Here is a 13,753-nt window from a genome sequence, read left to right on the forward strand (position 1 = left end):
CTCTGCCCGGTATACGGCTTGGGCAGACGCGAGCGGCCGCCGCTGCGGTTATTTAAAGAAAGAAACCTTCTCCCTGCGCGGGAATTTCAACATTTCGGAATCCTTCGGCTTCGAGTCGTTCCTTGAATACTACTTGATTTTCGTATTCGCCATGAACCAAAAACACCGCTTTTACCTGCGTGGGGTCTTGGCATTTCAAGAACTGAATGAGCTCGGTATAGTCAGCATGGGCTGAGAATGAATCCATTACCTCCACCCGTGCTCGTACTTGGTACGTTTCTCCAAATATTTTCACTTCTGGTTGGCCACGTTTGAGCGCCGCACCGAGACTGTCGGGTGAACAATAACCCACCAGCAAAATAGTGCTGTCGGGGTCAAGAATATTGTTTTTAATGTGGTGCTTGATACGCCCCGCTTCGGCCATACCCGAGGCAGAAATAATCACGCAAGGCTCTTTGAGGTTGTTAATCGCCTTGGATTGTTCTACATCAGATATATAATGTAAGTTAGGAAAATTGAACGCATCGCCGTCTTTTTCAATGTATTCCACAATATCGGGGTTAAAATATTCGTCGTGCTTTCGCATGATAGAGGTCGCTTTTATGGCCAACGGACTATCAATAAACACTTTGAGGCGTGGCAATAATCCTTCATTTTCAAGTTGGTCAAGCGCATAAATTAGCTCCTGCGTACGGTCAACGGCAAAAGCTGGAATGATAAGCTTTCCCCTGCGCGTTACGCAGGTATCGCGCACAATGCGCAGCAAATGCGCCTTCATATCAGGCTCAGGCTCATGGACTCGATTGCCGTAGGTAGATTCACAAATAATCACCTGTGCCTGTGGAAAGGGCTCAGGGCTGCACAAAATTTTATCATTCGGACGACCCACATCGCCCGAAAAGGTTACCTGTTTTTCGACACCTTGATCTTTAATGGTCAAATGTACCGCCGCACTGCCTAAGATGTGGCCCGTGTCGGTAAATCTGACTTTTACTTCATCGCGATTGAGCCAAAAATCTTCGTGGTATCCGACCGTAACAAATAACTCAAGCGTTTGGCGCACATCGTTTTCGTCGTACAGTAACTCCAGTACAGCATCCCCTTTACGGCGGCGACGCTCGTTGATGCGTTCGAGGTCTTTTTGTTGAATAAACGCACTGTCGAGCAGCATAATATTACACAAGTCTGCCGTCGGTGGGGTACAGTAAATAGGCCCACGGTATCCCTGACGGACCAAACGAGGCAATAAACCCGCATGGTCAATATGGGCGTGAGAAAGAATGACAAAATCAATATCTTTGGCGCTAAACCCAAGGTTTTGGTTGAGATCTTGGGTATTGATACCCTGAAAAAGCCCACAATCAAGCAAAATTTTCGTTCCCTGTTCGGTCGTAATCAAGTGCTTAGTGCCCGTTACACGGCGTGCTGCACCATAGAAGTTTATTTTCATCTGTTTCGGAATCGTTTATCCTCCAAGTATACTAAAAATTTACAAAGAATACTTTGAGGACTGAAATAAGAAGTAGGAAACATGAGGTAAGAGCGCTAATCGCCTATTCTTTCGTCACTACTTCATCCAAATTGAGCATGGCGTTGGTGGTTACGGCCAAGGCAGCGAGTTCTGGTCTCGCGTTGGGTTCGTTGGCTAATAGTTTTTTTGCCCCTTCAGGATTCTTGCGGTATTCAGCCAGTGATTTTTGATACAACTTCGTCAACACCTGTAAGCGTTTAGACGAAATAGAACGGTACGTAAGGCGGCGATATGCCTCCCGAATCTGCCCCTGAGGCTGCGAATATTGCGCCGCAATCATTTCGGAAAAACAATGCGCCACTTCCAGATACACGGGGTCATTGAGCGTTACTAAGGCCTGCAAGGGCGTGTTGGTCCGTAAGCGTCGCACTTGACAAAACTCTCGACTCGGCGCGTCGAAAGTCACCATGGAAGGATACGGCGCTGTGCGTTTCCAATAAATATATAACGCGCGTCGGTAGCGATCTTCGCCCGCGCTGAGTTGCCACTTGGCCCCGTCGTAGGGCGACAGCCAGATATTATCGGGCTGCAAAGGCATGACGCTTTTCCCGTACATTTTTCGGGACAACAATCCACTGACGGCCAGCATTTGATCGCGTACCTGCTCGGCCGTTAGGCGGACCCGTGCCCCGCGCGAAAGCCATTTATTGTAGGGATCTTTTTCTAACTTTTCGGATGTTACCGCCGAGCTTTGACGATAGGTAGCCGACAGTACGATTTTTTTCAACGCCTTCTTAATACTCCACTGCTGCGTTTCCATAAGTTCTACCGAAAGCCAATCAAGCAATGCTTGATGCGTGGGGACAATCCCCTGAGAGCCAAAGTCTTCTACCGTTTCTACAATACCCGTTCCAAACAATTGTTCCCACAAACGATTTACAGCGACGCGGGCCGTCAGTGGGTGATTGCGCGCGGTCATCCACTGGGCCAACCCCAAACGATTGGTCGATTTAGGTTGTAGTTTGTCGTTTTCTGAGCCAGTTACTTTAAAAATACCCGGTACATCAGGCTGAACTTTGGCCCCTTTTACGGTCCAATTTCCGCGAATAAACACGTGGGTTTGACGCGCCAAGTCCCCGTGACCATCGTACATAATAGGTGTATTTTCAACATTACCCGTCAAGATTTGGGCGTATTCTTTTTCAATTTCGGCAAATGCGGGTTGGTCACTTCCCGGTAGCGCCTGCTGAAACGTCGCCCATTTAATCTGCACCCATTCTTTGGGTGTTTTGGGGCTTTTGAGCGTCCAGTAAAGCGTCCTTTTTCCAGCATCGGGCAATACTGGCAAAATCACAACGGTATCTCGCCCTGCGCCTCCCGTCTTGGGAACCGCCAACGATGCTACTATTTTGCCGCGTAAACTATCCTGATGTAGTTCTAACAACGCATTTTCGGCGTTGGTCCCAATGGCTATCAAAAGGCGACGTTTGCCCGTCAGCGTCACATTCTGCCAACGCGCCGAACCGTTGTCTTGAATACCAAAATATTTGGCATCAAGCAGCGAGGCGTTGACATGTTGGTCAAAATCGTGCGAGTTAACCTTAGGCTCCATGATGCGTACAAACTGCCGAAACTCAGCAAGGCTCATGGCTTTCGTACCATTTTTGGGGGCATTTTGTTGAATCCAGCTTTCAACTTTTGCAATCCTCAGCGAGTCTTCGTTCTTATAAAAACGCAGCGTTGGTGTTTCGCTGGTGACGTCTTCATCACGAGAATTATTGAAAAACGCCATGTATTTGTAGTATTCTTCGTGCCTGAACGGGTCGTAAGGATGGCTGTGACATTGCACACAACTGAACGTAGTTCCCTGAAAAACATCCCACGTGGTATTAACCCGGTCGATGACCGCTGCCACACGAAACTCTTCGTCCTGCGTACCGCCTTCATCATTGGTCATGGTGTTGCGGTGAAATCCAGTGGCAATGAGGTTATCGTCCGTCGCGTTGGGCAACAAATCTCCCGCTAGCTGTTCCGTCACAAATCGGTCATAGGGTTTGTCTTCATTATAGGCTTTGATAAGCCAATCGCGGTAGCGCCAGATGCTGCGTCCGGGGTCGCGCTCATAGCCTTTAGTATCGGCATAGCGCGCCAAATCCAACCACGTCCCCGCCCAACGTTCTCCGTAAGCCGACGAAGCCAACAGCGAATCAACGAGCGTTTCGTAGGCTTTGGGCGATGTATCACGAAGAAATCGTTGCACCTGCGCATCCGTAGGTGGGAGGCCCGTCAAATCAAGACTTACCCGCCTAATGAGCGTGGCGCGGTCGGCTTCGGAGGCAGGTTTAAGGCCTTGCTCTCGTAGTTTTTCAAGAACAAAATGGTCAATTTCATTTTTGGCCCAATTGGTTTCTTCGTCGTCAGTTAAGCCGATTCGGGCCAAAAAACTGCCAATCTTGGGCACATCTGGGCGCTCTATGCGGTTATAAGCCCAGTGGTTTCCCCATTGAGCACCTTGGTCAATCCACTTTGTGAGTACCTCAACGTCTTCTTCCGTCAACGGCGGACCATCTTTAGGCATTTTATCTTCGTGGCCTTCGGGCAATAAAATACGCCGCATCATTTCACTGTCGTCGGCATCACCCGCCACCACGGGCGGTTTGCCCGACTTGGCAGGCTGGTACATATCCTGCTCAAACAGAAAACTTACTCCCCCCGCCTTTTTAACACCTCCATGGCACGCCATGCAATGCTTGTTCAAAATGGGTTTCACTTCGTCGTTGAAATCCACCCGATGCTCAAACATTCCTAAAAACGAAAATGAACTCAGCAATATCACTGCGATCACTCCCGTAAATATCCATTTTGGTTTTATTGCCATTTTAATCTGCACATTAAACTATCTTTTATAAAGGCAGAAAGTGGGTTTTTCTTACCCGTTTGGAGCGGCGGTTTTGGGTTTTTGTTTATCTTTCATCCAAAAACCTAAACCATGTCAGAAATTACCCAAAACCTCATTGCAAAAGACGGGCTTACGCTGTTTGCTAGGGCATGGCCCATCAAAACCCCTAAGGGTGTCATTGCGCTCATCCACGGTTTTGGAGAACACAGCGGCAGGTATGCGCATCTAGCCGAGTTTTTCAACAAAAATGGGTATTCTGTTTACGCCCTTGACAACCGAGGTCATGGAAAATCGGAAGGTAAACACGGGCACGCCCCCAAATACGACGCGTATTTAGATGATATTGAGACTTTTTTGGAGTTTGTCACCTCAACAGCCTCCTCCACACCTTTGTTTCTTTACGGGCATTCGATGGGCGGGAATTTGGTATTAAACTATGTATTACGCCGCCAGCCCGTCTTGAAAGGCCTGATTGTCAGTGGACCGTGGATACAATTAGCGTTTGAACCTAAACCCATTTTGATTACATTGGGCAAACTAATGCGCTCGGTTTTCCCTGGATTCAGTCAAGACAGTGGCTTGGCTCAGGAGCATATCTCAAAAGACCCAACGGTGGTAGAAGCGTATAAAAATGACCCGTTGGTGCATGGTTTTATTACGGCATCGGCCAGTATCGGCATTTTAGAAGCCGCCGCTTTTCTCAACAGTTATTCGGGTGCCATGCCCGTTCCGACCTTATTGATGCACGCCGCAGAGGACAAATTGACCTCTCAACCCGCAAGTGAGGCATTTGCACATCGAGTACGTGGTCCAATTACCTACAAAAAATGGGAAGGAATGTACCATGAAATTCATAACGAGCCTAGTAAGTTGGAAGTGTTTAACTACATCCTCGGCTGGATGGAAAGAAACGTTTGACAACCCTTTAAACCAATAAAAAAGCCCTGCCAAAAATATTTAGCAGGGCTTTTTTAGGTAATGACCATCTATACCAGCGCTCGACGGCAGTAGTAACCTGCCATACCCGCAAAACCTGATACAATTCCGCCAATCAGCGTTGTAATCACTACCAGAACCAGCACATTGGGAATTTTAAAAATGTCGGCTACCTTTTGGCCAATGAGTCCTTCATTGACAAAATGCTGATAAGAAGCGTAACCTAACCATAACGTTGCCGCTGCAAAAAAAGCCACTCCAAAAGCTTTTAAGGCAGCATCTGCTTTCCACAAGCATAACACAAAACACACAATAGGCATCAACCACCAAGGGCCAAAATATTGCGCAATGGCACTGAATAGAATGATAAGAACGTAAAGCATAACTTTGAGTTTAGGAGAATGAAAACGTACTGTAATCTATGAAGTACTAAGGAATTACACAAAAATAGTTAGTTTACACTTATTTTAATAGTATAATTCCCTAGTTTTCAGTGGATTTTAACAAAAAAACCACCAACTACCTAGTTTAATCACAATTTCGGTAGCATTAAACCGTTCATTTACTCAATTTCAGGGTCGAAATAATCTTGGGATGGCTCTCTTCTTTTGATTTCAAAAATACCAGTTCGTTCAATTCTCCCTTGGCCCAGCGGTCAATCATATTATCATACAAACGACTCCCCGGGTTTCCAGACTGACCGCCTGGATACAGTCCGAAGGCTTTGGGCCACGTTTTGTCTAATTGCACCACCATCCGCCAAGACGGACCATGACCGCCCTCGGTCGTGGCATTGACAATATTTGCACCGCCGCCGTTGATGACATCCATCCGTGAGAATGACTTAAAAAGTGGCACAAGATGCTTAATATCAGTACCTTTTGCTTTCCCCCACGCCCAGGATTCATCATTGATGCGTCCGTGTTTGTCAATGAGTGAATCAATCGTAGCGGCAAAGGTCGTGCGAACAATATCGGCGGCCGTTTCTGTCTTTTTAGGGGTTCTTTTATCATCAAACCATTTCGAATTCGGTTGTTTTTGAAGCAAGGCCCACGTGCGGTCACGGGTAGGAAGCATCATGGGAGCTTTTTTATCAGTTGATGGAAAATCATCATCCCATATTGCCAAACGCAGTTCTTTTACCCAACGCTCAAAAATCGTCGGCCCCAGCTCTTCGGGGTCGTTTCTAAGGTTCCAGTTCGCCAAAATCTGATATGCAGGATTGGCTTTTGAGCTTGAATCTTTTTCCAATATTTTGAGCAAATCGGGCAAAACTCGGCGGGCTTCTACGTTAAAATTATCGTTTTGGAGCAAGCGCAGACTGTCGATGGTGGCTTGGGTCATTTTTTCCAGACGCTCGTTTATCCGAATTCCCCGCTCGCCCGGCGCAAATTTCCACCCCAAATAATAGGGATAAGAAGGGTCAGCAGGAAACTGGTTGGCCGAACTTACGTACCCACGCGCTGGATTTTTGACGTACGGATTTTGCTCCACGGGAATCCAATCACGCCAGTCGTGCGCGGGGTTGGCTCCATCCAACACAAACTTGCCCTGCTCTTTCCACTTAAGCGGCAAATGTCCCGCCGATGTAATCGCCACATCGTTTTGATTACTTGCAAACACAACGTTGAACGCTGGGGAAGCCAAATAAGGCATAATAGCCCAGTAATCGTCGTAGTTTTTGGCGCGATTAATCATATACAACGCTTTCAACGAATTCCCCACCGCCACGGGCCCAATCCACGTGAGGGCATGACCCACTGGCAAATCTCCCATAAACGGTGTTTGCCCTTCGCTATAAAGAATCGGGCCGTGATGGGTATACCGAACCGTATCCTGCACGGCTTTTGCCTCCCCTTTCACCCTAAATTCATTGACTTTTATCGTTACTGAGCGCCATTGTCCGTCGTGTTGGTATTCTTTCTGCGTTTTGTCTTTGAACTGAATCTGGTAAAAATCAAATACATCGGAGCCTACATTGGTCATTCCCCAAGCAATGTTTTTATTAAAACCAATCCCTATGCCCGGCCAGCCGGGTACACACACACCATAGACATTGACCGTGGGCGACACGAGTTGCATCTGGTACCAAATAGAAGGAAGGGATAGACCCAAATGCGGGTCATTGGAAAGCAACGGCAATCCCGTCGCCGTACGCGAACCATGCACCGCCCAATTGTTAGACCCAATGCCGGGGTTCTCTGATTCTATCTCTAACCGGGCGGCTACGCTTGCTTTCAGCATCTCGGGTACTTTAGGCACGGCCACGGGCGTAAAATCCCATTTAGTCCCTTTGGGAATGATGGGCGATTCTTCGATAGAATAATTGGGAAACAAATCTTTGACAACCTCTTCTCCATGCGCCGCCAATGTATTTGACATACGATAATCATCCGAGCGGGCGTTCATGTCTTTGCGCATGAGCATTTCAACCAAGGCCGTTTTTAACGGTGACCATGCTTCGGGTCGATACCCCAAAATCTTGAATTCAATCGCTAAATCTTTGTATTCAACCTGCTCAATGTAGGCATTTATCCCCGCCGAATACGACTCCGCAACCAGTTTTGAATCAGGGTCTTTCATGAATGCTTCGGCGAGTTTTGCGGCCCCTTCTGGCAATTGGAGACGGCGATTATAACGGTCAAAATCAAGCGCTAACGGCCCCATTACTTCGCTCAAACGACCAGAAGTAACGCGGGTATAAAAATCCATTTGCCACAGGCGGTCACGCGCAATGATGTATCCTTGCGCAAAGAATAAATCCTCGTCGTTTTCGGCAAAAATATGGGGTATACCGTTGTCGTCGTATTTTACAATCACCTCGCCCTTTAGACCTTGTAGTTTTAATTCAGAAGAGGATGCTTTCTGGGGCGCTTCATCATTTTGCCAAAACCCAGTAAAAGGACTAAAAAAAGGCCCTAAAGCGGGAGCAGGACCTAATGGCTGATTGAGCAGGTACGTCAGTCCACCAGCTACCAGCAGACTCAACAACGCACGGATGTACTTCATTGATGAATAGAAAAAATAATTAATATGGATTTTTTAATAAAAAATTGACTTTTGGGATTGCAATTTAGAACAAAACTAGACGAACAACCCATACAGGATTAAAAAATCCCAAACTAATTTTTTAAAAAGCGACAAAAAACAAAAAGCCTCCGAGAATGACAAAACCATTCACCCAGAGGCCCTTAATTCTGTACTTATTAAAAAAAAGTCTTTGCGTAGCTTCTATTTCTTTTTGCGTTTTTTCTTTTTCCGCCCTTCTTCCAATTCCTCTATTTCTCGCAAGAGCACCTGCAAGTTGCCAGAATTATCATTCGTAAAATCAATCATGCTGTCGTATTCAGCTTTGCTAATTTGGAGTACGTCGATGGGCTTATCAAGATAGGTCTCTATTTCATCCAAAATGGGTTTTTCTTCTGGACTGCAAAACGAAACGGCATGGCCCTTGAGGGTACCACGCCCCGTGCGCCCTACCCGGTGGACGTAGTTTTCGGCCTGTTCGGGCAAGTCATAATTAATAACATAATCTACCCCTGTAATATCAATACCACGGGCACTGATGTCGGTGGCTATCAGCACTTTGGTTTTTCCGCTTTTAAAATCATTAAGTGCCGTCAAGCGGTCTTTTTGGTCTTTATCTCCGTGCAAGGTCAGGCTCTTGATTTCCATGCGCTCCAACGCCTTAAATACCCGCTCGGCACGCACTTTGGTCCGGACAAAAACCATGATTTTACTTTCAGGATGCTCATTGATGATGCGTTCGAGAAAGAAGCGTTTATCGTCCATTTCCACATAAGCCACAAAATGTTCAATATTTTTGGCCACGGGGTCTTTGGGAGAAATCTGAATACGAATGGCCCCACTATTGATGAGCGAATAGGCCAATTTCTTGATTTTATCGTCAATGGTAGCGGAAAAAAACAAGGTTTGCCGCCGACGCGGTAGGTGACGAAGCAAATCACGAATGTCTTTGATAAAACCCAAATCCAGCATGTGGTCGGCTTCGTCGAGAATCAGCATTTCAACCCGGTCCAGCTTGAGGTGGCCCTGACTGACCAAGTCAAACAAGCGCCCAGGTGTTGCCACTACCACATCAACACCCTTGTTCAATTTTGCTATCTGTGGGTCCTGCGCCACGCCTCCAAATAAACCCAAGGTTTCTACTAACGTAAAGTGGCCAAGGCGGTTAAACACTTCGGTGATTTGCAAAGCTAATTCGTGCGTAGGCACCATCACAACGCATTTGACGCCATCGGGGCGTCGATTGTTGCGTTTGCGCTCGTTGAGCAAATGAATGATGGGTATGGCAAACGCGGCCGTTTTTCCCGTACCCGTTTGGGCAATGGCCAACACATCTTCCCCTTTCAGAATGGAAGGAATCGCTTTAAACTGAATATCGGTGGGACGTTTAAATCCCAGATTCACTAAACTTTTCTTGATTTCGGGAGCAATGTGATACTCTTCAAACTTCATGCGCTTTGCTATTTATAAAACACAAAGGTACAAAGGAGATTGGTCTTTTTGTGCCAAGACCGTTTTTGGGGCGTTTTGTTTATTTCTGCGCCTGTTTGTTGCCGCTCATGGTTCGCATGTATTTTACCAAATCCAGTACTTCTTGTTCGGCCAATGCGTCAAACAATCCCACGGGCATCAGCGACGTGGGCATCACCTCTCGCGACTGAACCGACGATTTGTTGACGACCACCGCATCTTGGCCCACCACGCGCATCGTCAATTGTCGCTCATTTTCTGAGATCACATTGCCAGAATACGTGCGCCCATCGCGGGTAGTCACCACCACCAACTTATAATCTTCTTGAATTTCACCACTGGGATTCAGCACGTTAAACAATAAATAATCCAGATTGGCACGGTTGGAACCCGTCAAATCGGGGCCAATGTTGCCACCTTTTCCGTACATTTTATGGCAACTTCCACAGGTACGTTGAAAAACCACTTCGCCTTTAACCGCGTTGGCCGTGGCAACGGCTTTGTCCGTAATCATTCGTTGGTATTTTGAATACGATTTTTCCAACGACGGCTCCTGCTCAATCGGTCCCCACACTTCAATGAATCCACTTCCTACTACCCGCAGCAATTGTCGGGCCGCATAAGGCGGCACATCACGCTTAGGAATCGTCTGATTTTTAAGGGCCTGCGTTAATTGCCAACCGTATTTGGGACGCGAAGAAAGTGTTTGAATCGCTTGTTGTTTTTCGGCAGCACTAAGGTCTTTATATTTAGAAATCAACAATTTAGCCAGCGGTTCCTTGTCATAATCGGCAATAGCCCTAATCACATCCATCCGCAATTTAGGTTCATTCAACAGGTTGGGAATTTCATTCACCAACTCCTCTCGTTTACGAGCCGCGATGGCTTGCAGTGCCTGTTGACGTTGGAGTAAGGGCGCATTCTTGTTTTTGAGCGTAATCATGGATTTTTGCGTGGCCTCGGTATCCCCAAAACGTTGCGCTATTTGGGTAGCAAGATTTGCCACTTCGCCTTTCTCTAGACGCAGCTTAGCGTATACGGCGGCCCAATTAGCAGGTGCTTTTAGGTCAAAACGCCCTTCCAATCCATCGCGCATACCTTCCAGAATACTTACCTGATTTTTGGCGGATTTGCCCACCATCGCAATCACCGTTTCGGGAGCATTGGCATCTATCAACCGACGCGCCACGTACTTGGCAATCAATGGAATCTGCGTTTGTGACGCCAATTCAAGGGCGCGATTGGGATTGGTTTTGACCAATGGCTCCAGGCCAAACCATATCATCTTGGGCAGGTTGTGGTCTTCGTTGTCTTCGCCGTGTTTGGCCAACTGTTCTACAATTTTCCACCCTGATTCAATATCAATCCGCTGCATGGCTGAGGTCAAATAAAGCCGCACTATGGGCGACGCATCTTCTTTCGCCATTTTTGTAAACGCGGCTAAGGCCTCGGTCGATGGCGTTTTGTCTTCGCATAACAGTTGAATTGCCCAAGCACGAATGTATTCATCTCGGTCGGTCAATGATTTCTGTAACTCTGCCGCCGGGATACTTCCCGTAATATGCAACGCCCACAGCGCCCGAAGTCGGTAATCAGGATTTGCATTTGTCTGAAAAATGGTTTGTAAATCAGCCAAGGCACCGTTGTCTAAACTTCCTTTGGTGGCCCGAGATTGCAGAATCACCCTTGCTCTTCTTGAATGCCAGTCGCTGGGACTTGTTTGAAGCTCAACCAATTGTTTATCTGACAGTTTAGTCAAATCACCAAAGCGCCCATCCCAGTTTTTAGCCAATGATTCTTTGGGCATAATTCTAAAAATACGACCCGTTTCTCCGTTTATGACTTCTTTTCCGCAGATGTCGGCATCGTGCCAGTCGAGTACGTACAGCCCTCCATCGGGGCCTACCTCCATGCTGAATCCTACCCATTGGGCGTTGTTGGCCATGAGCAATTCATCGCCGTGTTTGGCCACAAAACCCGAGCCTTTTTTCTCCAAAATATCCGATAACACAGCGTGTTCGTGGATGTTAGCCATGAAAATTCGACCCTTATGCTCCTCAGGAAACGCATCCGATTGATACACTCGCGCACCGCCATGCGCCGAGCGGTGACTGTGGTCGGCAATCGTACGAATATCGCTGTAGATATACGGATTAAAATGTTGTCCACCCTGCCGGTGATAAATTCCACCCAGAATGACATGCCACATGTGCGGAATCACGCAAGCGCTGATAAACAGCTGGCCCTTAGCATCATAATCAATCCCCCAAGGATTACTGAAACCATGCGCCACCACTTCAAATTTATCTTTTGTTGGATGATAGCGCCACACGCCACCGTTGATATCTACGCCTTCACCCTGCAAAATATCTTCGGGAAATGGGTCTTTATGCTTGTAAATACGGCCTTTTCCTTCGGGTTTGCGCACTTTTGACGGAGTAGCAAATCCTTGGCAACCATACAGCCAACCGTCGGGGCCCCAATGTAAACTGTTGAGCGTTTCGTGGCGGTCGCGGATACCCCAGCCCGTAAGCCGCACTTCGATATTATCCATATCGGCCACGTCGTCGTGGTTGCGGTCGGGCACAAAAAGGAGGTTTGGCGGAGCACCTAAATACAGTCCGTCAAAGCCAACGGCCATGGCGGCGGGAAAAGCAATTCCTTCCAAAAACACCTTTTTGGTATCGGCCACGCCATCATGGTTGGTATCTTCCAGAATGAGAATTCGGCTGTTGCCCGCGTTGGAAAATCCATGCCCGCGCGATTCATAGTCACGGTTTTCGGCCACCCACAGGCGGCCTCGGTCATCCCAGCAAAAAGCCATCGGCTGCGTCATCATCGGCTCTGATGCCCACGTATTTACTTTAAAGCCCTCTTTAAGGGTCATGTTGGCAATGGCTTCTTCGGGCGACAGAAACTTGGCATCGCGGCCTTCCTGCTGCGCCACTCCCCAGAGGGCGTACGCCATATCCTGCCCGCTAAATTCACTCCACGTACCCGACAATTTAACATCGTTGAACTCACCCATATAAATCACCAATTGATGCTTTATCACCTCCACTTTCCCTTTTTTAATTTGCCAGTCTCCCGTACGCGCCCGCGCTGGCCCAGCCCCCAACTGGCCGTCTACCCGCCAATATTGCGGAAAACCTTTGTTTTCGGGATGGTCAAAAATGGCAATATGCGCCAAATCACTGCGGCCTTCGACCTGCATTCCAATGTCAACCCAAGTGGCGCGTTGCCCCTCGGCTTTCTCATTTTTTTGGCGAGCGGCGTTTATCACTTCCCCTTTGATTCCCTGTTTCCACGGCATTCTTACAAACAACCCGCCGTAGTCGTATTTCCCAATCGTTACATCGGTTTGGGCTTCACCGGCCCATTCAAGATTAAGGATGTATTTCCCATCTTTCTCCGTCATGGTCCAAGTTTGGGTTTCGGTCAATACCGCGTTGCCTTTTTCGTCGAGCAAATCGTACACCGTTTCCCATTTTACTTCTGGGCCTTTGCTTCTGATTACTTTTGCCGAAACCCGCCGCCAATAATCCTCCTCAGGATGGTGAAAATAATCACGCCCGTTGACGCGCGTATAGCCCCAATAAATACCCGTTTGGTGTTTGTGGTGCCCAGGGCTATACTCGGTCAGAACTCCTTTTCCGTCGGGGGCCATGATGGGGTGCAGATAAGGACGAAAATCCGCCTTGGCATTTTGGGTCAAAATGGGCTCTTTTCCGTTGATTCGAAACACTGAAATGGTCCCAGCTTTTTCATCCTGCACCAATCGCAACTCTGTTTTTTTGGGCGGAGTTTTCACTACGTTGGGGGCTTGGGGCTTAAAAGCGACCCATCCTATACTGCAAAGGGCTACTGAGAGAAGAAAATGAAAAGGTTTCATTCTGAAATAAAGTTAGGAACAATGAACGTCATGGTGATTAGCCGCAACAATTTTCTGT

Annotated in this window: 7 protein-coding genes; 1 reads left to right on the plus strand and 6 read right to left on the minus strand. The window is 47.6% G+C overall.

Annotated elements, in window-relative coordinates; genetic code table 11:
* Window positions 1–52: 52 nt before the first annotated feature.
* Window positions 53–1,450: an MBL fold metallo-hydrolase RNA specificity domain-containing protein gene (locus DVG78_RS15165; RefSeq protein WP_114461902.1), complete on the minus strand. Its 1,398-nt coding sequence runs from the start codon at window positions 1,448–1,450 to the stop codon at window positions 53–55.
* Between the two features lie 103 nt (window positions 1,451–1,553).
* Window positions 1,554–4,343: a DUF1553 domain-containing protein gene (locus DVG78_RS15170; protein WP_114461941.1), complete on the minus strand. Its 2,790-nt coding sequence runs from the start codon at window positions 4,341–4,343 to the stop codon at window positions 1,554–1,556.
* Between the two features lie 117 nt (window positions 4,344–4,460).
* On the opposite strand from DVG78_RS15170, the gene DVG78_RS15175 reads away from it, so the two are divergent.
* A complete protein-coding gene (locus DVG78_RS15175; RefSeq protein WP_114461903.1) occupies window positions 4,461–5,288 on the plus strand; it encodes an alpha/beta hydrolase in 828 nt (275 codons plus the stop codon).
* Between the two features lie 68 nt (window positions 5,289–5,356).
* Here the strand turns inward: DVG78_RS15175 and DVG78_RS15180 are convergent, their stop codons facing one another.
* The 4 genes from DVG78_RS15180 to DVG78_RS15195 all read right to left on the minus strand — a co-directional run bounded on the left by DVG78_RS15180 (window position 5,357) and on the right by DVG78_RS15195 (window position 13,695).
* The gene (locus DVG78_RS15180) at window positions 5,357–5,689 is read right to left on the minus strand and encodes a hypothetical protein (RefSeq protein WP_114461904.1); all 333 of its coding nucleotides are present in this window, start codon (window positions 5,687–5,689) and stop codon (window positions 5,357–5,359) included.
* A gap of 175 nt (window positions 5,690–5,864) precedes the next feature.
* Window positions 5,865–8,315 (minus strand): penicillin acylase family protein, encoded by a 2,451-nt coding sequence (locus tag DVG78_RS15185; RefSeq protein ID WP_114461905.1) that lies wholly within the window; start codon window positions 8,313–8,315, stop codon window positions 5,865–5,867.
* A gap of 222 nt (window positions 8,316–8,537) precedes the next feature.
* A complete protein-coding gene (locus DVG78_RS15190; protein WP_114461906.1) occupies window positions 8,538–9,785 on the minus strand; it encodes a DEAD/DEAH box helicase in 1,248 nt (415 codons plus the stop codon).
* A gap of 79 nt (window positions 9,786–9,864) precedes the next feature.
* Window positions 9,865–13,695 carry a PVC-type heme-binding CxxCH protein gene (locus DVG78_RS15195; RefSeq protein ID WP_114461907.1) on the minus strand — a complete coding sequence of 1,277 codons (3,831 nt, stop codon included), beginning with the start codon at window positions 13,693–13,695 and terminating at the stop codon, window positions 9,865–9,867.
* Window positions 13,696–13,753: the final 58 nt, after the last annotated feature.

The organism is Runella aurantiaca (assembly GCF_003339505.1).
In the GTDB taxonomy this organism is placed as follows: domain Bacteria; phylum Bacteroidota; class Bacteroidia; order Cytophagales; family Spirosomataceae; genus Runella; species Runella aurantiaca.

Coding starts and splice junctions, on each gene's coding strand:
- DVG78_RS15175 (WP_114461903.1), top strand. CDS start 4,461: ATGTCAGAAATTACCCAAAACCTCATTGCAAAAGACGGGCTTACGCTG.
- DVG78_RS15195 (WP_114461907.1), bottom strand. CDS start 13,695: ATGAAACCTTTTCATTTTCTTCTCTCAGTAGCCCTTTGCAGTATAGGA.
- DVG78_RS15190 (WP_114461906.1), bottom strand. CDS start 9,785: ATGAAGTTTGAAGAGTATCACATTGCTCCCGAAATCAAGAAAAGTTTA.
- DVG78_RS15180 (WP_114461904.1), bottom strand. CDS start 5,689: ATGCTTTACGTTCTTATCATTCTATTCAGTGCCATTGCGCAATATTTT.
- DVG78_RS15165 (WP_114461902.1), bottom strand. CDS start 1,450: ATGAAAATAAACTTCTATGGTGCAGCACGCCGTGTAACGGGCACTAAG.
- DVG78_RS15185 (WP_114461905.1), bottom strand. CDS start 8,315: ATGAAGTACATCCGTGCGTTGTTGAGTCTGCTGGTAGCTGGTGGACTG.